This is a genomic window from Collinsella aerofaciens, assembly GCF_015557435.1.
Classification (GTDB): Bacteria; Actinomycetota; Coriobacteriia; order Coriobacteriales; family Coriobacteriaceae; genus Collinsella; species Collinsella aerofaciens_Z.
On sequence record NZ_JADNOH010000085.1, the window covers coordinates 54,914 to 74,771 of the forward strand.

The following is a 19,858-nucleotide window of genomic DNA, read 5'->3' on the forward strand; positions in this document are numbered from 1 at the left end:
CGTTACGAGTTGGTTAGCCCCGGTAAACGGTTAACCGCGTCTAACGAAAGGATGAGCGCGTGAAGCTCGATACACTCGAGATTGGAAAGGACGCCGTTGTCGCATCGGTGGCATCGGACGATCAGGCACTCCGACAGCATATTTTGGACATGGGCCTAACGCCGGGCACCGAAGTCACCATGATGAAGTACGCCCCCATGGGCGACCCGCTCGAGATCCGCCTGCGTGGCTACGAGTTGACACTGCGCAAGGACGATGCCGCTCGCATCGAGCTTGTGGGTATTCACGACACCGATACGGGTCCGCGCGCTAACGCCGCAATCGGCACGACGGAGCATCCGGCCCTGGGCGAGGGGACGTATTCGCCCCGTGCGGCAAAGACGGCCGTGCCCGAGGGCGCGCCGCTGCACTTTGCCCTCGCCGGCAACCAAAACTGCGGCAAGACCACGTTATTCAACCAGCTGACGGGCTCCAACCAGCATGTCGGTAACTTTCCCGGCGTGACGGTCGACCGCAAGGACGGCACTATCCGTAACCACCCCGAGGCGAGCGTTACCGACTTGCCCGGTATTTACTCGTTGTCGCCGTACACGGGCGAAGAAATCGTCAGCCGCCAATTCATCTTGGACGAAGACCCCGACGCCATCATCGACATCATCGACGCCACCAACATCGAGCGTAACCTGTACCTGACGCTGCAGCTTATGGAGCTCGATCGTCCCATGGTCATCGCGCTCAACATGATGGACGAGGTGACGGCCAACGGCGGCGCCGTGGACGTCAACCTGCTCGAGAGCCTGTTGGGAGTGCCGGTCGTCCCCATTAGCGCTGCCCGCAACGAGGGTATCGGCGAGCTGGTGGACCATGCCTTGCATGTGGCGCGTTTCCGCGAGCGTCCCGGCCGCCTGGACTTCTGCGCACCTGATGGCCCAGACGGCGGCGCACTGCATCGCTGCATCCACGGCATCGCCAACCTTATCGAGGACCATGCCGCGACGGCGCACATTCCCGTGCGTTTTGCGGCGACCAAGCTGGTTGAGGGCGACGAGCTGGTGACCGAGGCGCTTCACCTGGATCGCAACGAGCTCGATGCCATCGAGCACATCATTACCCAGATGGAGGGCGAGGCCGGCACCGACCGCCTGTCCGCGCTGGCCGATATGCGCTTTAGCTTTATCGGCGACGTGTGTGGGCGTTGCGTCGTCAAGCCGCACGAGAGCCGCGAGCATGTGCGCTCCGTCAAGATCGACCGCATCCTGACAGGTCGTTACACAGCCATTCCGGCGTTCCTGGTGATCATGGGCCTCGTCTTTTGGCTGACGTTTGGCGTGATCGGCGCGGCGTTGCAGGGACTCATGGAGGACGGCATCGCTGCCGTCATCGCCTCGGCCGATGCGGGCCTCAAGGCGTTCGGCACCAACGACGTGGTGCGCTCGCTGGCTGTCGACGGCGTGCTTACGGGTGTGGGCAGCGTGCTGACCTTCCTACCGATTATCGTCGTGCTCTTCTTGTTCCTCTCCATTCTGGAAGACTCGGGCTACATGGCGCGCGTCGCCTTTGTCATGGACAAAGTCCTGCGTCGCTTTGGCCTGTCGGGCCGCAGCTTCGTGCCTATGCTCGTCGGTTTTGGCTGCACCGTGCCGGCTATCATGTCGACCCGTACGCTCCCATCCGAGCACGACCGCAAGATGACGGTTATGCTCACGCCGTTCATGAGCTGTTCGGCCAAGTTGCCGGTCTACGGTCTGCTGTGCGGGGCGTTTTTCCCGCAGGCGACAGTTCCCGCCATGGTCTCGCTCTATCTGATTGGCATTGCGGTCGGTTGCATCGCGGCTTTGGTACTCAACCGTACGGCATTTAAGGGCGACCCGGTGCCGTTTATCATGGAGCTTCCCAATTACCGCCTGCCGAGCGTCAAGACGACGGTGATGCTGGCATGGGATAAGGCCAAGGACTTTATTACCAAAGCCTTTACCATTATCTTTGCCGCGACCGTGGTCATCTGGTTCCTTCAGACGTTCGATATCCGCTTTAATGTGGTCGCCGATCAGTCGCAAAGCCTGCTTGCGGGCCTCGGCAGCATCATCGCGCCGGCGCTGACGCCGCTTGGGTTTGGCGACTGGCGTGCATCCACGGCGCTCGTCACCGGACTTATCGCCAAGGAGAGCGTCATCTCGACCCTCACGGTACTTTTGGGCGCGACCTCGCCCGCGGCGCTGTCGACCATGTTTTCGCCGTTTACTGCCTATGTGTTCCTGGTCTTTACGTTGCTGTACCCGCCGTGCGTGGCTGCGATCGGCGCCGTCAAGAGCGAGCTGGGCGCGCGCTACGCCGTTGCCGTGTTCGCGTTTCAAGTGACGGTCGCCTGGATCGTGGCGTTTGTCGTGCATTCGGCGGGCATATTGCTGGGGTTGGCTTAGTTATTTATTGACGGCGCAACCTCTGTGTATCGAATTGTTTTCGGCCCCGCATCTGTTGCTGACGGATGCGGGGCCGTTGCTATATAATCGCCTCCGCTCAAAATGATTGGAGACGTTATATATGAGTCAGGCAAGGCAAGACGGCATCACGCTCAGGCAGTGGCTCCCGCTCGTCGGGCTCACCTGCTGTGCGTTCGTGTTCAACACGTCGGAGTTTATGCCCATCGGCCTTTTGACTGATATCGCCGCGTCGTTCTCGCTCACCGAGGCCCAGGCGGGCATCATGATCTCGGTCTATGCCTGGGGCGTCATGCTGCTGTCGTTGCCGCTCATGGTGTTCGCTTCGCGCTTCGAGTTCAAGCGGATGCTGCTGGGCGTGCTCGCCGTGTTCTCGCTCGGCCAGTTTCTGTCCGCTGTGGCGCCGACTTATCCCATCCTGGTCTGCGCGCGCCTGGTGGTCGCTTGCGCACATGCCGTGTTCTGGTCGGTCGCCTCGATTATGGCGTCGCGCCTGGTTGACACACGCCACGGGGCGCTCGCCATCAGCATGATCGCCACGGGCTCTTCCATCGCACAGATCTTCGGCCTGCCGCTCGGCCGCGCCATTGGCCTGGCCGTGGGCTGGCGTATGACGTTTGCCGTGGTCGGAGCGCTGTCTGCTGTCGCGGTCGTCTACCAGGCCACGGTGTTCCCCACCATGCCAGCGGGCGAGCGTTTTACGCTCAAGCAGCTGCCCGACCTGCTCAAGAACCCGTTCCTCATCGCGCTCTATGTGGTCACGGTCTTTATGGCGACCGGCTATTACGCGGGCTATAGCTATATCGAGCCTTTCCTGGCTCAGGTCGCGCATGTCGACGCAAGCGCCATCACCATGACGCTGACGGCGTTTGGCTGCTCTGGTCTGCTCGGAAGCTGGCTGTTCGGTCGGCTGTTCGATGGGCACCGGTTCCCGTTTCTCGCGATTACGCTCTCCGGCGTGCCGGTGGCCCTGCTGCTCATGGGCCCGGCCGCGTCGTCGCTCGTGGCAGTGCTTGCCGTCTGCGCGCTATGGGGCTGCTGCGCCACGGCCTTTAATGTGGCGTTTCAGGCCGAGCTCATCAAGCACACGCCGGCGGACTCGTCGGCCGTCGCCATGTCGATCTTCTCGGGCCTGTTCAATCTGGGCATTGGCACGGGTACCGCGATCGGCGGAGCCGTGGTTTCGGGCCCCGGTATCGCCTTGATCGGCTACGCGGGCGGTGCGATCGCTGCCGTGGGCGTCATCCTCGCTATCACGGTGATGTTCCCGGCCATTCGTCGCGCAAAGCCTGTCGCCTAACCACGTCCCCTCATCAGTTGCGGTGAAATACGGACTGCTGGGCCCAATAAACCCGGCAAACAGTCCGCATTTCACCGCAACTTAGAAAGGGACTGGGGTAGCTAATTTGGGACGGGGCTTTTTTAGCTACCTCGCTGAGCATACGTAAAAGAGGCCGAGGCCGCTCCGGTGTGTGCTGGAGTGGCCTCGGTTTTGTGTCTGCGTATGATCGACCTAGAGCTCGTCTTGGGGGACGACAGCCGTAAGTTGCTCGTTCTCAAATACCGCAGCAAGTCCGTGTTCGGGGTCAAAGCGATAGTTGCACATGAGCGCTGCTTTGCGAGCATCATCGCTCCGAAGTACCACGATACTGGTCGGAATAACGTATCTAAAGATGTTTGTAATGGGGCCCTCGATCTGATCGCCGTCTCTTTCGAGACAATAATCTTCGATCGCTTCCTTGCTGTCCTCAACGGTATCCCAGCTTGCAAGCAGGGCGCCCTTTGCTTCCTTTTGAATGTCGAGGACGCCTTGGTCCGAGTCACACTCGTAATAGACGGGGAGCGAGAAATCCCTGCCCCACAGATTCATGCCGTTAGTCATCGAAGCCGCCAATCTGATTCAGTATGTTTTTGATTTCGCTTACGCCGCCGAGATGGCTGCACACCTTGTGAACTTCGGTCGGAACAAGAGAGCACGTCTTCATATCATTGTGTTCGTGCCAGGTGTACTCATTTGCCTCGCGCCATTTCTTGACATCCTGGTGCGTCCAATCATCTTTGCCATCGCGTTGCTCAAGGTTCCAAGCTTTTGCGCATTCAGTGTCTGCCTTTTCATAGTTGCCGACAATGCGTTCGCCGTTCTCGCCCATCTGCGAAAGCCTATGCTGGCTCATGCCTTGTATGGTTACTTTCGCTTCAGAGATAGGGTTGAAGTCAGGAATTCCATCCTTGTAATTGATGCCCTCAAGACCTTTGTTTCGAAGAATCTCGCGGACCCTATCGGCTGTGGGAATAAACATCGATTCCCCTCGGTCACCCGACCATTTTCCGTTTGGATTCTCGATGCTCGGTGTACGGTCCAGCCTCTCCTTATAGCTCGAAGGATAATCGCACGATTCCACCGAGGGTCTAATCAATTTGTCGGGATCGATGGATTCGTTACGGCCGGCATTTTTAACCTCTGCCTTGGTTTCCTTTGATTCGGGGCCAATGAGTTTATCAGGATTGAACCCAAGTTTATCGCCTAGCTTGGCCACGCCGCCTTTCATTTGCTTGAACTCCATTAGCTCACCTCGCTATTCTCGTTCCAGTTGTGCCAATCGGAATATGCTTGGGTATCTTGCATTTGCAGACACAAGACATCGGTCATGATGCCCTGGATGATGACCTGCCTGGTGCGGCTGTCGATATCGCGGTCGATTGAGGACCTGAGTGCCGCGTCCGCCGCCATTGTCCATTGTTCGGCTTCATCGCTGCACTCGCGTTCGTCCTCGACCGCTTTGGCAACGTTGGGAAACAGTGTGCTCATTATGGGTCCCAGCTTGGTCATGCGCGGTTCGGCGGGTGGGTTTTGAACGGTGCGCAGGATCTTGACCTTTGTAGACGCGTCGATATGGAGGCGATCGAGCCGTTCGCGAATGCTGTGCAGCTCCGTCTTGGTTCCGATGCTGATTCCGTAGGCCAGCATGCGCGCTACGGCAAGGGCATCATCGCTCTGGTTGCTTGCGACATCGTCGATGGGGCGGCTGTATGCAAAGTGCTCGCCATCCTCTGCTTTGGCGATCTTGCAGAGCACCGGCTCAACCCAATCGTTTTGGTAAATGGCCGCAACGCCTTTAGGCAGGCGTGCCAGTTCGACGATCTGTTGGTCGTTGAGGTTGGCGGCGCGACCGGCGAGCTCGCGGTCCGAAAGATCGGGCAGGCGATGGATGATCTTGGTATTTGTGTTGCGAATGGCTGCCATATCGAGAAGTCCGGGCGCCTGGTCGGCGATGATGAAGCCTTCGCCGTATGTACGCATCTCGGCGATGGCATTTGAGATCATCTCGACGCTCTTGCCTGTCAGGTCGCCGCTTTCCGAGCCTTGGCTGCTCGACGATCGCTTAAGCAGGTTGTGCGCCTCTTCAAGCACGGTCAGATGGCGAAGTGGCTGGTTCATGCCCTTTTTCTCGGCCATGCGATGTTCTTGAAGTTTGAGTACAAGAAGACCCATGAGTAGGGATTTTGTTTCGGCGGAGCCAATGCGCGATAGGTCGATGACTGTGTTGGCGTCAAAAAGCACGGTGGCGTCGACTTCGTTCGACGAAAGCATCATGCCGTTGAGCCCGTTGGTGAGTGAATTGAGACGTGTGAGCAGCGAACCCTTGTAGGCGCCCTTATTTTCGGCGTCGTACTCGCTGGAATCGAGAATCTCGCGGACGTTGCGGGCAACATCTGCAAAGCAAGGAAAGAGATCGGCTCCATATGGGTTATCAGAAGCGGCAAGGTCCCATCCACAGTCTTCGTATGACCTGGCGACGGCGTCTTTAAGGACGGCGGGCATGGCGGCGTACATGGGCCAGCAGACATTAAAGATCTCAACGAGTCGGTCGAGGTGTTCCAGCACATGGATGCCGGACGGGAAGCTAAAAGGATTGATACGCAGGAGCGGCGTGAATTCTGGATTGGTTCCAAAGACGTTTACGTCTTCGCGGGCTCCATACACGTCCTTGTATTCGCCCTTGGCAGGTTCAATGACAAGGAAGTTGACTCGCTGATCGAGCGCTTGGTCGAGGATGCGACAGACGGTATTGGTCTTTCCTGCGCCGGTGCTGCCCGTAACAAAGGTGTGCGAGGCAAGTGAGTCCTTTGACAGGAACGTTTCGATGCGTTCCTCGCGATGCATATGGAAAACCTTGCCTATGCAAAGGCCCTGCTGAGGCTGCGTACCATCGAACGTAGAGACGTTGCGCCCAAAAGAAGCGCATTCGATAACGGGCAACCCTGGGACGGACTTCTTGGGAAAGTTGAGCGAATAGGCCAGCTCCTTGCCCGAAAGGGCAGTCGTTGCATCGACCGTTGCCGGATAGACCGAAAAGCTCGGATGTTGATCGAGCAGGGCGGGGGAGAGGGCAAAAGCAGGATGGCGCAAATCGCGAAGGTAGGAGCAGATTGCCGTGGCGTCGGCGCTTTGCTCTCCAAGGTCTCCGCGCCAGAGGTTTACTGCAGCCTGAGACATATAGGATTCTTTGCCCTGGGTGAGGGCGAGATAGGTGTGGGCAACGTTATTCGCGACGTTGTGGTCTTCTGCTAGCACGTAGGCGCAAAAGTCCCACATGCCGAGTGCCGAGGCAAGGTCGTAGCGCTTCATTTGCAACTCAAGTATTTCGAGCGCGTGTTGGATGGAGTAATTCTTGAACGTCTGCGTGATGCCTTCGTCGGCGCCGATGGTAGCGGTGACCGTGCTTGAGCGTGCGAACGATCCGCCAAAGTTGGCACCTAGATTTACTGCCTGCGAAACACCGGAAGTCACGGAAGCTCCCTTAGAGACAGCCTTGCCAACACCGCTGGTGACGGCTTTGCCGAGCGTGTTGGATATGGCCTTGCCGGTAGATGAGCTTGTACCTGTTGCCGTGGACGTGGAGTGCGACGAACCCTCCGTGTGACTTGCGGATACGCCTAAGTCAACGCCTCCGCTCGAGGACTCATTCCTGCCGTCGGTGACCGTATCCGTGATGCTTTCGGTCGATGTGGACGAGTCGGTTACGCTCTCGTTGCTCGATTCCGAGGTCGACTCGTTTGTCGAGTCCGTTTCGTTGTAGTTTTGAGCAACAGCCTGATTATTTCCCACCTGTCTGCCGGCGCTCACACCTGCATTGATGCCAATCGTCGCGGACGATCCGATGGAGTCGTTCTGGTGATGGGTGTAGTTGGTCGTCCATGAGGCATAAGGCGTTAGCAGTGAGTGGAGTTCGGCGAGGCGGAGTTTGCGCGATTCGATATCATGGATCGGGGTTGCGAGCAGCACGATAGTGTAGTCTTCGCTCGGCCTACCGGGCACAATGCCGTCGAGAACCTTCTCAATAGTTTGCGTGACGAACTTCTCGTTCTTTTCGGCTGGAATATTCGAAACGGCGGCAACCGAAGACGGGCGTCGATTGTCTAGACACGGAATGGGACCGCGGTTGGCGGGCCCCACTTCGGAACCGGGGAAGTTGCCCCTCAAGGCATCCGACATGCGCCGGGAAAAATTATCGGCGTCGATGTTGTCGCGAGCATTGTCGCTATTGACGACTGCGAGAAATACCTCGGTGCTTGCGCTGGTTCGATTAAAGATCAGCGCAATGTTGCATTCTTCGTCAGAAAGAACGTCGTATACATTTACAAGCTTCTCGAGACTGTCCTCGTTGGGATCGACGATCCACTTCGTGATATTCATGAAGCGGATGTTGTTGTCGGCGTTAAAGCCCATGGGGTATTCAATGGAGGGGTCAATCGGCGCGTAAACATTTCGCAGCTGCGGCAGATAGGCGTTGTGAAGCTCAACGGCGGCAGTTGCCAAGAGCCGATTGGTGAGCTCGACAGCTTGCTCGTCTGCCGGATTCGGCTTTTCTGACAAGTATGCTGTTCGCTTTTGGTCGACCTCATCGAGCTGGGAGCTGCTGAGTACCGAGACGGTTGCGACCGCGTTGCCGGCTTTATCGGCAGCGCGCATAATCGCGTTTTTGATGCCCATACGATCAGCCTATTCCTTCCAATTAATGACGCGCGCAATGTATTCTTTTCGATTGTTGAGTGTCTCGAGTTTTGCCTCGAGAGCGTTGATCTCCGCGGTTTGCCTGTTGATGTCTTCGACATGGTCATGGAGCACCGGGTTGTAGTCGGTGATATTGCTCGTAATTTGGCCAAGCAGCTCGTTGAGCCATTCGGTAAAGCCGTAGGTATGCTCGCGCTCTATTTCGGCGCGTGCTTCGCAGAAACACCGTGAGATTTCGCGGTTGAATTTATCTTCGACTTTCCTAAGCAAAAGCTTGTCGGATTTAAAGATGACACGGTCCATGAGCTTCAGTTCGGTAAAGTCTGCCTTGCTGAAAATGGGGCCCTTTGTCTTATCGAGCGCGAGGCCACGATATTTAAGAATGATATCGCCGACCTCTTGGCGCTTTTCTTCGGAAAGAGGATTGTCACTGCTGGTAGCGATGCGATAGAGGGCATCGCGGCTATGCTCCGCACAATCCTTCCAATAGCTTTGCGACAGCTCATCGATGGTCTGAGCTATTTGCTCGGTACATTCGTCATAGTGATTGATGACCTCGTTAAAGAGTTGGTCAGCGGCATCTTTGTCGGCTGTTCTTTCGGCAGCCTTTGCATCGGATCTTTTGTGAAATGCATCGGTTATGTCATCGCAAAGACCCTTGCCAACGTCCGCAAGGCCACCCGTTGGACAAGGTTCACTATCCTTTTGCGCATTGACCTGGCTTCCCTTTATGGAGTCGCCGAGCCTATTGAAGAAGTTGGGTGCAATCGAATCAAATGCTTTCGCTGCCGCGATTGAGCGTTTTGAGTACTCGAGCCCCTCTCGCTTTTCCTCGGTAATGGCGTTTTGGCGTGCCTGGAGCGCATCAAGACTGGTCTCCCATTGTTTGGCCGAAACCCTCTTGTCGATTGTTTCCCTATAGCTTGCCGAAGCATCTTCCTTTGCATGCTCCTTGCAGGCTTCGAGCTGATCGATAAGAGCGCGCTTATCCTCTTCGAGTTCGGCTTCTCGCTGCGCTTTCTTTTGTTCAAGGTCGGTTTTCTTGTCGGCAATCTCTTCTTCGGTTATGCCGACAATTTCTTGCAGAAGTGATTCCGACCTGCTGCATTTGTTATATGCGGAGTACCGTTCGGCAAACAGGCGTATTTCGTTCTCGATGCAAAAGAGTCCGCTATTGGCAAGAAGGAGGTCCTTGCAAGCCTCGGATTCGCGATTGGTTCTGCGCGAGATCTGTCCCGGAAGGATATCGTAACGGTAGAGCGTTTTGTAGAAGCGGCTTGTCGGGTCGGTGTATTTACGCTGCTGGTCTTCGAATCTTTCGGCATAGTTGTCGCTTATAAACTCGCCGGAGTTCTTTGAGCCTAGGCCGAGGATGGAAGAAACAAAGTAGATACCTTGACCATAGAGCCTGGACGGAATGAACTGGCGCATGATGTCCGAGACTCGTTCGTCGTCAAACCCGCCTTTGGGAAGGTCGGCGGAATCCGCCTTGTTGACTACGATCATGGCAAAGCGTTCATCGATTGCGGGGATCTCCTTTATTTCGTTGGAGAGGTTCTCGTTGTCTTTCGTGTCGAGTGTGGTGTACTCGGCAACGAAAATGGGAAGACCGTTCGAGAGGCCTTCCATGGCTTGTTTGAGCACTCGGGCGTGATCGACGTTGGAGGCAGAGTTTGACCCCGGGGTGTCAAAGATGACAAACTCCCTGTCGTGAGGCCATGGATCGGTATCGCTAAAGGGCACTTCGATTCTGATCAGATCGGAGATGGTCCGGTCGTCTTCATCGGCATGGTATGAGTTAAGAACCTTGAGGGCGCTGTTCATATGAGAGGCCATGCCGGGCATGGAGTCGGCGACTTTGGCCGCGATCTTGTCGTATAGGGGCTCCCCCACAAGCTCTTTGTTTTCCATGAGGCCATCAAGATCAAAGCGCAGCAAGAACCGCCTGCTGCCACAGGAGAATTGAACCATTGCGCGATCTCGGTCTTTTGAACGTTTGATTTGAAATATGCGGGCCGTTACAGGCTCGTCGCCGCTGGGAAGGATCTCCATGCCAATGAGGGCGTTGATGAGCGTCGATTTGCCTGCACTATAGTTGCCGAGCACACACAGCGGGATGATGTCGCTCGAGACATCGGTGAACTTCCTAATTTGCTCAGAGACTTTTGTTCGCTCGGAGACTGCTTCGTCTACAAGCCCCTGGATTTCTCTGAAGACTTCGACAATTTCCGGCAAGACGTCACGGGCGTTTGATAGATAGCGCTCGTCTCGTATGACCTCGTATGTATTGGCACGTGGCCCTTCGGTGCAGATGGCGAGCAACTCCTGCCATTCGTCGTCTGCTCCTTCAAAATGCAATTCAATTCTGTCGCCACCACCAAACTCTTTGGCGAGGATGTCGATGATCTCTTCGGCCTTAAAGGGGAAGAAACCATTAACGATCTTCGTGCTATGGAGCGCGCTATTGGGATTTGTAGATGTCGTTATTTCTTGCCAGCCGTTATCCCATCGGAAGAACCGGACAATTTCTTGATATGGATTGCTGACGATCTTGATTTTAATGTCTGCCATCGTTCAACTACCTTTAGTAGATCAGGTGCGGGAATATGCCGCCTTTATCATAGGGTAGCCGCCCGTGCGGACACCCCTCTATTCGCTCGGCGGCATCTCGGCAGTACCATTTATTTGGCAAGATCCTCGCCATCGCCGTAATGTTCCCAGCCATACGCCGCGCAAAGCCCGTCGCCTAATCACGTCCCCTTATCAGTTGCGGTGGAATAGTTCCTGTTTAAGGCCTCTGAAGGCCCAGGCAGGAACTATTCCACCGCAACTTATTTTGGGGGAGAGGATACAAGCCGGGCATACAATGGATGTCGTTGTGTTGAGCTTATCGGGAGGTTGCTATGTGGGCATACGAGACGACGTTCTATCAGATCTATCCGCTGGGCTTTTGCGGGGCTCCGCGCGAAAACGCCGCGCCCGTTGTCGAGGATGAGCTCGCCCAGGCTGTCAACGTCGCGCCCAACCCCGATGCTCCTATCATGAAAATCGCCCAATGGGCCGACTACCTGCAGGAACTCGGTATTGGCGCCGTGCTGATCAATCCTCCACTCGAGTCTGATAGCCACGGTTACGACACGCGCAGCCTGCGCCATATCGACCGTCGCCTGGGCGGGGATGCCGATTTTGCCGCCGTGTGCGAGACGCTGCATGCCCATGGCATTCGCGTGGTGCTCGATGCCGTCTTCAACCACGTCGGTCGCGGCTTTTGGGCCTTCCGCGATGTGCAGGAGCGCAAGTGGGACTCGCCGTACAAGGATTGGTTCCACATCAGCTTTGACGGTGACTCGTGCTACGGCGACGGCTTTTGGTACGAGGGCTGGGAGGGCCATTTTGAGCTTGTGAAGCTCAACCTGCAAAATCCCGCCGTGGTCGACTACCTGCTTGAGTCCGTGCGTCGCTGGGCCGAGGTCTTTGGCATCGACGGCCTGCGTCTGGACGTCGCCTATATGCTCAACCGCGACTTCATGCGTCGCCTGCATACTTTTACCCGTGAGCTCAAGCCCGACTTTGTGCTGATTGGTGAGACGCTCCACGGCGACTACAACCAGATCGTCAACGACGAGATGCTCGACTCCTGCACCAACTACGAGTGCTACAAGGGCCTGTACTCCAGCTTTAACTCGGTCAACATGTTCGAGATTGCCCACTCGCTGCATCGCCAGTTTGGCGGTGACCCGTGGTGCATTTATCGCGGCAAGCATCTGCTGTCGTTTGTCGACAACCACGATGTGCCGCGCCTGGCGAGCATCCTTACCGACAAGTCCTGCCTACGCCCCGCCTACGGCATGATCTTCGGTATGCCGGGCATTCCGTGCGTCTACTACGGCAGCGAGTGGGGGATTGCCGGCGAAAAGGGCGGCCCCGATGGCGATTGGGCGCTACGTCCTGCGCTTGACGAGCCTGCGCCCAATGAGCTGACGGCATTTGTCACGCAGCTGGCGCACCTGCGCTCGGCAAACGACGCGGCGGCCCGCGCCCTCAACTACGGCGCCTATCGCAACGTGGTGATCCAGAACAAGCAGCTGCTGTTCGAGCGCGCCTGCGACGACGCGACGGTGCTCGTGGCGGTCAATGCCGTGAACGAGCCCTATACCTTTGGAGCCGGCGAACTCAACGGGTCCTTTGTCGACCTGCTTGCCGACGATGCGCCCACGGTCGAGCTGTCGAGCTCACTTGAACTTGCGCCCTATGAGGTGCGTTATCTGCTGAGGGCCTAATTCATGACTGCGCCGGACGAGGGCTATCAGCATATTGAGCATGGGCTTGAGCCCGTGTTTGACGAGCGCTCGCGCGTTTTGGTGCTGGGGTCGTTTCCCTCGGTGCTCTCGCGTGCCAATGCCTTTTACTATGGCAATCCGCAGAACCGCTTTTGGCGCGTGATGGCCGCGTGCCTTGGTGCGCCCGTGCCGCCCAACGAGGGAGACTCTTTGGCGAGCGGCGAGCCCGCGACGCTCGATGCCTCGATTGCCGCCAAGCGGGCTATGCTGCTGAACGGCGGCGTGGCCCTGTGGGACGTGATCGAGAGCTGCGACATTAAGGGTTCGAGTGACGCCAGCATCAAAAACGTCGTTCCGGCGCATGTCGAGCGCATTACCGGCGCAGCTCCCATTGAGCAGGTGATATGCAACGGTGGTACAGCTGGTCGGCTCTACAAGCGCTATCTACAAGAACGCACCGGGCTGCCGGCCATCGTTCTGCCGTCGACAAGTCCCGCCAATGCGGCATGGCGCCTAGAGCGCCTTGTTGGGCGCTGGCGCGAGGCCGTTGACTGGGGCGCTCTGTAATTTAGATATCTGATTGGGCGCGGGTGCCGAGGCGTTTCATGATGGCATGCCAGATCGGTGCGGGCAGCGCGGGCTTGACGCGCACCATGCCGTCGGCATCGACGCTACCGGCATTGCCGCCGCCAAGCAGCTGCGCATGCTCAATGGAGCAGCCCATGCGCACAGCGCCCACAAGCTTATCCATCGCTTCCGAAAATGGCCGACGCAAGAGGCCCATACGCGGGGAGTGGCGAAGCGCCGCAATGCCGCTGCCGGCACAGATGACAACGCCGTCGCACCATGGCAGGTCACGTAGAAGACATGCCCGATACAGGCGGTCGAGAACTTCGTCCGCCTGCTTGTTGTTTTTGGACGCGGCCTGGACGACGACATAGATGCGTGTCTCTGTATTTCCAAGGCGATCGAGTATCTGCTCGACAGCGATCATAGCCTCATCGTCAAATGCATCATCAACAGCGAGCACCATGCCATCGACTGCACCGGCATCATCCGCCTTCAAGTCAACCGGGTGGGGAAGTACGGTGTCGGAAAGCCGGGCATAGGCCGCGATGGCATCTTGCAGGTCCCAGAGCAAAAACTCAAGATCGGAGCTATTGGGAATGCTGATATACGCAATGGTTTGCAGCGTTTTTGGTACATCGCCGCGCGCGATCGTCTCCATGCCGCCTCCTTTCCAGTTGGTTTCCGTTTAGGTTACACCGTCTGGCGGCGCCTAGCCGCGCTATCCTAGTGCAACCCTTACGAAAGGAACGCCATGCGCCTGCCCATGAATACTTCGCTTGCCACGCTCAAGCCCTCCGGCATCCGCCGAATCAACGCGCTCGCCGCCCAGCATCCGGGATGCATTGCGCTTGCGCTCGGCGAGCCTGATTTTCCCACGCCCGACGTGATTAGCGCCGAGGTGACTGCTTCGCTGGACCGCGGCGATACGCACTATCCGCCCAACAACGGCCGTCCCGCCCTGCGCGAGGCGCTGTCTGCCTACATGGGGGACGCGGGCCTTACGTTTGCGGCCGACGAGGTCATCCTGACCGACGGCGCGACCGAGGCCCTGTCGGCAACATTCATGGCTATGCTCAACCCCGGCGACGAGGTCATCATCCCCACGCCGGCCTTTGGCCTGTACGAGAGCACCGTCGTGGCCAATCACGCCAAAGCGGTCTTTTTGGATACGGAGCCCGCGCAATTTCAGATTGACGAGGAAGCGCTTCGCGCCTGCGTGACCCCGGCGACCAAGGCCATCGTTATCTGCTCGCCCAACAATCCCACGGGCTGCATTCTCAACGCGGCATCGCTCGACGCCGTGGCGCGCGTAGCGGAGCAGGCGGGCATCTACGTAGTCTGCGACGACGTATACAACCGCCTCGTCTATGTGGACGGCTACGAGCGCTTCGCCCAGCGACACCCGGAGCTGCGCGAGCAGACGGTGGTCATCGAGAGCTTCTCCAAGCCCTGGGCCATGACCGGCTGGCGCTTGGGTTGGCTCGCAGCCGCAGCCCCCGTCATCGCCGAGATCGCAAAGGCTCACCAATACTTAGTATCGAGCGCCGTCTCCTTTGAGATGGATGCCGCAGCCCGAGCCCTCACCGTCGACCCAACCCCCATGCTCGAAGTCTACCGAGCCCGCCGCAAACGAGTCCTCGCAGCCTTAGACACCATGGGCCTCGACGTGGTGGAGCCCGCAGGAGCCTTCTACACTTTCCCGAGCATCAAAAAATTCGGCCTAACAAGCGAAGATTTCTGCATCAAAGCCATCAAAGAAGCCAACGTAGCCCTAGTCCCCGGCAACTGCTTCGGCACCGAAAACCACATCCGCCTAAGCTACTGCGTAAGCGACGAAAACCTAGACGAAGGCCTCCGCCGCCTGTCCACCTTCGTCTCAACCCTATAGCCCAACGGGACCCAACCCATCAGCCCACCGACTTAAGGCTTATGAGTGGGGGCGTCAGCCAACGGAAAACCGGCCTGCCCCATAGTTGACGCAGGCCGCGCCGCCGAAGGCCAGGCGCAAGGTTTTCGTAGATTCCGCACGAGCCGGAAAGCACTTAATGTGCTTTCCGAGCGAGCCCAGGACCTGACCGAGCGAAAACCTTGCGCCTGGCCTTCGGCGGTGTGGCCGGATGGTGGAATTGTGTGCAGCCCAGTTTCCCGTTGACCGACGCCGGGGTCCCCGCCATAATACTTTCGGTTCACGCACGAATCCGCTGCCAGAGACAGCCGGTGCAAACGGGCATCGCCCGCGAGCTTAATGGGATATCCCGCCAGCCGAGGTGGTCGAGTTGATATGTCTTCTCGCCCCCGTCGCTCATGCAGCGCGGGGGCTTTCTTTTTGGACATGCCCCCGTCACGTCCTTGTGGCGGACCGTGCCCGGAAAGAATTCGAGGAGGTGTAATTCATGCCCCAGCAGTACAAAATCGACAAGGTTGCAGAGATCGAGTCTCGTATCGCCGAGAACGCCGGTCTGTTCGTCGTCAACTACAACGGTCTGACGGTTAAGCAGGCTCAGGAGCTGCGTCATCAGCTTCGCGAGTGCGGCGCCGAGATGAAGGTCTACAAGAACAACCTGGTCAAGATCGCTCTCAAGAACCAGGAGCAGCCCGAGCTCGACGAGATCCTCGCCGGCCCCGTCGCTTATGTGTTCTACGAGACCGAGCCGGTCGAGGCCGCTAAGACCCTTAAGGACTTCTCCGCTAAGTCCAAGGGTGTCCTTGAGATCAAGGGCGGTATCTCCGACGGCAAGCCCGTTTCCGCTGATGATGTTAAGGCTATCGCCGAGCTGCCCACCAAGGATCAGCTTCTCGGCCAGATCGCCGGTCTCATCTCCGGTTTCGCTCGCGACATCGCTGTCTGCGTCAACGGCGTTTCCTCTGGTCTCGCTCGTTCGATCCAGCAGGTCTCCGAGCAGAAGGCAGCCTAGTCGCTGTTTTCACCCGCGGCGGCAACGTCGCACCCCTGGCGCATTCGCGCCGTGTTTTAACTGATCTCCGTGCATCCGCACGGAAACCGAAAGGACTTAGAAATGGCTAAGCTTACCACCGATGAGATCATCGATGCTCTTAAGGAAATGACCCTTCTCGAGGCTTCCGAGCTCGTCAAGGCTATCGAGGACACCTTCGGCGTTTCCGCCGCTGCTCCTGCCGCTGTTGTCGCCGCTCCCGCTGCTGGCGCTGCTGAGGCCGAGGAGAAGACCGAGTTTGACGTCGTGCTCGAGGGCTTCGGCGACAACAAGATCCAGGTCATCAAGGCCGTCCGTGAGCTCACCAACCTTGGCCTGAAGGAGGCCAAGGAGGTCGTCGAGGGCGCTCCCAAGGCTGTTCTCGAGGGTGCCAAGAAGGAGGACGCCGAGGCTGCCAAGGAGAAGCTCGAGGCTGCTGGCGCTGCTGTCACCCTCAAGTAATCAGGCTCTCTCGCCAGATTTCTTTGCAGACGGGGTTCGCATTGCGAGCCCCGTCTTTTTTGTTTTTGTCCCCTCATTCCCATTGCTCGGCATGCAGAACACCGCTGTCTTTGCCGTGCCAATCCCGTTACCGCTGGGGCGTAAAATTGCACCATTCGAGCAATAATTTGCGTTGACCTGCTGAAGAATTGCGTTTGCCTTACGGCGACGTATGTCTCCGGCGGTAAGATACTTCGGTATCGCAATTTGGTCTGCGGCCGCTGTGCCGCACGCACAGGGCGCATTCTGCGCCTGCGAAAGGATCCTTGAATAACATGAAGGCAATCATCCCCGCCGCCGGTCTTGGCACGCGTTTTCTGCCTGGCACTAAGTGCACGCCCAAAGAGATGCTGCCGGTGCTCGACAAGCCGGTCATCCAGTACGTCGTTGAGGAGGCACTCGACCCCGAGGAGGTCGACGACGCCATCATCGTTACCTCTCCCGGTAAGCCCGAGCTGCTGAGCTACTTCCAGCCCGACCGTTCGCTTGAGAATCTGCTGCGCGAGCGCGGCAAGAACGCCTATGCCGATGCCGTCGCCCACGCTGGCGGTATGCCGGTCGACTTCCGCTATCAGTACGAGCCCAAGGGTCTCGGCCATGCTATCCGCTCTGCTGCCGACGCCGTGGCAGGGGAGAACTTCCTGGTTCTTCTGGGCGACTACGTTGTGCCTAACCGCGACATCTGCGACAAGATGCTCGCCGTTTCCAAGGAGCACGGTGGCGCTTCGGTTATCGCCGTCGCTGCTTGCTCGCCCGAGGAAGTCAGCCGCTACGGCGTTATCGCCGGCGAGCGCGTCGGTTCGCTCGAGGGCGCCGAGGGCGTTGCCGATGCCGAGCCGGGCGCTGTCTGGCGCATCGGCGGTCTGGTCGAGAAGCCTGCTCCCGAGGCGGCTCCGTCCAACCTCTACATCGTCGGCCGTTACCTGCTGAGCCCGCTGGTCATGGACCTGCTCGCCGATCAGCAGGCCGGCAAGGGCGGCGAGATCCAGCTTACCGACGCCATGGCCCGCTCGCTCGACCGCGAGGCCATGTACGCTGTCGTTATCGACCCGCTCTCGGGCTACGACACCGGTACCCCGTCTGGCTGGATGGCCACCAACGCTCTCATGGCCGCAAGCGATCCTCGCTTCGCCAGCGCCTTCTGGGACGCCATCGACGAGCGCGGCGGCTTGATGCGCAAGTAAGCCTTCGGGCATCAACATTTACGGGTGTGGACTTAGGTCTGCACCCGTTTTTTTCATCCAATGTGACAAGGGGACAGTCCCTTTGTCACATCCTGCCGCTTCACCTGATTTCCTTCCAAGCAAAAGGGCCGTCCCGTGAGGGGCGGCCCGATTTGGCTGTGGGTTCGCTTGTCAGGTGCTATTCGACCGGATGGCCGCACTTGGGGCAGAACTTGGCTTCTGGTACGAGTGGGGTGCCGCAGTGGCGGCAGAATTTCGGGGCAGAAGATGCGACCGGCTGCTGGGGAATGACTGTGAGGGGCTCCCCTGACGATTGCCATTGTGTATCAAATGCCGAATCAGCAGAAGATTGTTGAGCGATCTGCTCCTGCTGAGCATGCTTCTTTCGGCGGCTGCCCTTGCGCGTCTTCGCTTTGGATGCAGTGCCGGCGATGCTTGTTTGAGCCGCGTCGCGCTTTTTGCGACGGATGCAAACGACTGCGATGCCTCCGATGATTATCAGGACAGCCGCAATCCCACCGCCAATAACGATTGGCATGTTGTCCTGGGCAAAGAAGATGAGTTTTTCGATCGGGCTATAGTGGATATTCGACTTGTAGATGTCGACGTGCAACTTCTTTGAGTCTTTGGGATCGGTATAGTCCACGGCGATCTTTCGGTCGTTGTCGAGGAAGCAGGGACGGCATCTGTGGTTTGACTTAATTTTATAATCACATCTCTGGCCGTTCCGTGTATCAACAAGGCGGATGGCGTTAGTTTTTTCGCTCGAGGCTCCGGTCAATGCAATATCGCCATTTCTCGAGATATCACTGATGGATAACCAGGAATCTTCGTCGTCATTCCTATTTATATAGCTGATTTGTTTTCCAGTCTGCGAGTCGATGACAATTGTGTCGTCGTTTTCGCCTATCTGAGCCAGGAGGAGAGCCCCTCTAGCATCGTAAATCCAGATTTTGCTGCCGTCTGCAACGGTATCGATGTTCCCGTCATAGTCTGCTTTGAAAAAGGTGTGATGGTCTTCACCATCACTGTTAGCGCCTCTAATAAGTAGGGTATCTGATCTAGATACCCTACTTATAGAATCGCATTTAGTGTTGCCTGGTATCTCTTTTATTAACGTGGAACCATCGGGAATGTCGATTACCTTGAGTTGGGACTTTTTCTTTCGATACGAATAGACATACAGGCGTTTTCCGTCTTTTGATGTTGTGGCGCTTATTTCGCCTTTTTTAAGGCTGTAGCTAAACGTTATCTCATCTGACTTCAAATCGAAAACGTCCACTTTTGTTGCTTTGCCATCGTTATCCCTATCCCTATAGAGGGTGAGGGTGTTTCCGTCTTCACTTAACCTAAAGGTGAGGAACTCAGATTTCTTTATATGTAGAGAGTGAACGGTCCGTTGCTGGTCTTTGATGGAAAAGAAGATGAGCTTGTTGCCGTCTCGCCAATAAAGGCGCTTGCCATCTAAGGTGATATAAATGTTGCAGGACTTCGATTTTGGTAGACTGATCGGAGTGACTTCCCCGGTTGTAAGGTCAAGCCGCGAATAGCCGATTGTGTTGGAATTCGAGTCCTCATCTCCAATAATGGCATATTTTCCATCATTCATGAACCATGCGGACGAGTATTCGCTCTCGACATCGATCGTAAATGACTTCTCAAGCTCCGGCGTCGGTAGGCCGTCAGCTAATGCTGCGGGGGGGGTGGCCAGCGGGGTCAGCGCCGCTACGATGCCGATTGTGACCGCGGCGATCCTCCCGCCTTTTCGGATGCTCTTGAACATGGCAATCCTTTCGTTGGGTTATACGTAACTATCTAGTATCTTCATGCCGGATTCGAAGAATCTGTTGCGCAACATTGTCAAATGGACGTGATAAAGCGGCGGCCGCTTTGTCGCGTGCTGCCGGAAAGCGTGTCCCACTCTTCGGTCGAATTC

At 57.3% G+C, this 19,858-nt stretch carries 14 protein-coding genes; 8 read left to right on the top strand and 6 right to left on the bottom strand.

Features of this window, described 5'->3' with window-relative positions; genetic code table 11:
• Positions 1-59: 59 nt before the first annotated feature.
• Both feoB and I2G43_RS08355 read left to right on the top strand, forming a co-directional pair.
• A complete protein-coding gene (gene feoB / locus I2G43_RS08350; protein WP_195535797.1) occupies positions 60-2,420 on the top strand; it encodes a ferrous iron transport protein B in 2,361 nt (786 codons plus the stop codon).
• A gap of 121 nt (positions 2,421-2,541) precedes the next feature.
• Complete coding sequence (locus I2G43_RS08355) at positions 2,542-3,738, top strand: MFS transporter (RefSeq protein WP_195535798.1); 1,197 nt, start codon at positions 2,542-2,544, stop codon at positions 3,736-3,738.
• Between the two features lie 213 nt (positions 3,739-3,951).
• Here I2G43_RS08355 and I2G43_RS08360 read toward each other — a convergent pair whose 3' ends face one another.
• From I2G43_RS08360 to I2G43_RS08375, 4 genes are read right to left on the bottom strand one after another with little or no spacing between them, the layout of a single operon-like run.
• The gene (locus I2G43_RS08360; RefSeq protein ID WP_195535799.1) at positions 3,952-4,320 is read right to left on the bottom strand and encodes a DUF6985 domain-containing protein; all 369 of its coding nucleotides are present in this window, start codon (positions 4,318-4,320) and stop codon (positions 3,952-3,954) included.
• On the bottom strand, positions 4,313-5,002 hold the full coding sequence (locus tag I2G43_RS08365) for an HNH endonuclease (RefSeq protein WP_195535800.1): 690 nt from the start codon (positions 5,000-5,002) through the stop codon (positions 4,313-4,315). Before I2G43_RS08365 ends, I2G43_RS08360 begins: the two co-directional genes overlap by 8 nt.
• Positions 5,002-8,433 carry an ATP-binding protein gene (locus tag I2G43_RS08370; RefSeq protein ID WP_195535801.1) on the bottom strand — a complete coding sequence of 1,144 codons (3,432 nt, stop codon included), beginning with the start codon at positions 8,431-8,433 and terminating at the stop codon, positions 5,002-5,004. The genes I2G43_RS08365 and I2G43_RS08370 overlap by 1 nt, the downstream gene beginning before the upstream one ends.
• Before the next feature lie 9 nt (positions 8,434-8,442).
• Positions 8,443-11,025, bottom strand: coding sequence for a dynamin family protein (locus tag I2G43_RS08375; RefSeq protein ID WP_195535802.1), 2,583 nt, complete (start codon positions 11,023-11,025; stop codon positions 8,443-8,445).
• Positions 11,026-11,357: 332 nt separating this feature from the next.
• On the opposite strand from I2G43_RS08375, the gene I2G43_RS08380 reads away from it, so the two are divergent.
• On the top strand, positions 11,358-12,734 hold the full coding sequence (locus I2G43_RS08380; protein ID WP_195535803.1) for an alpha-amylase family glycosyl hydrolase: 1,377 nt from the start codon (positions 11,358-11,360) through the stop codon (positions 12,732-12,734).
• Positions 12,735-12,737: 3 nt separating this feature from the next.
• Positions 12,738-13,301, top strand: coding sequence for a DNA-deoxyinosine glycosylase (locus I2G43_RS08385; protein WP_195535804.1), 564 nt, complete (start codon positions 12,738-12,740; stop codon positions 13,299-13,301).
• A 1-nt stretch (position 13,302) separates the two neighbouring features.
• Here the strand turns inward: I2G43_RS08385 and I2G43_RS08390 are convergent, their stop codons facing one another.
• Positions 13,303-13,962 (bottom strand): hypothetical protein, encoded by a 660-nt coding sequence (locus I2G43_RS08390; protein ID WP_195535805.1) that lies wholly within the window; start codon positions 13,960-13,962, stop codon positions 13,303-13,305.
• A 93-nt stretch (positions 13,963-14,055) separates the two neighbouring features.
• On the opposite strand from I2G43_RS08390, the gene I2G43_RS08395 reads away from it, so the two are divergent.
• The 4 genes from I2G43_RS08395 to I2G43_RS08410 all read left to right on the top strand — a co-directional run bounded on the left by I2G43_RS08395 (position 14,056) and on the right by I2G43_RS08410 (position 17,922).
• Positions 14,056-15,192 carry a pyridoxal phosphate-dependent aminotransferase gene (locus I2G43_RS08395; RefSeq protein ID WP_195535806.1) on the top strand — a complete coding sequence of 379 codons (1,137 nt, stop codon included), beginning with the start codon at positions 14,056-14,058 and terminating at the stop codon, positions 15,190-15,192.
• A gap of 505 nt (positions 15,193-15,697) precedes the next feature.
• Positions 15,698-16,219: a 50S ribosomal protein L10 gene (rplJ, locus tag I2G43_RS08400; RefSeq protein ID WP_195535807.1), complete on the top strand. Its 522-nt coding sequence runs from the start codon at positions 15,698-15,700 to the stop codon at positions 16,217-16,219.
• A 102-nt stretch (positions 16,220-16,321) separates the two neighbouring features.
• Positions 16,322-16,699 carry a 50S ribosomal protein L7/L12 gene (gene rplL / locus I2G43_RS08405; protein WP_006235005.1) on the top strand — a complete coding sequence of 126 codons (378 nt, stop codon included), beginning with the start codon at positions 16,322-16,324 and terminating at the stop codon, positions 16,697-16,699.
• Positions 16,700-17,013: 314 nt separating this feature from the next.
• On the top strand, positions 17,014-17,922 hold the full coding sequence (locus tag I2G43_RS08410) for a UTP--glucose-1-phosphate uridylyltransferase (RefSeq protein ID WP_089572499.1): 909 nt from the start codon (positions 17,014-17,016) through the stop codon (positions 17,920-17,922).
• A gap of 178 nt (positions 17,923-18,100) precedes the next feature.
• Here the strand turns inward: I2G43_RS08410 and I2G43_RS08415 are convergent, their stop codons facing one another.
• Positions 18,101-19,705 (bottom strand): zinc ribbon domain-containing protein, encoded by a 1,605-nt coding sequence (locus I2G43_RS08415; RefSeq protein WP_195535808.1) that lies wholly within the window; start codon positions 19,703-19,705, stop codon positions 18,101-18,103.
• Positions 19,706-19,858 lie beyond the last annotated feature (153 nt).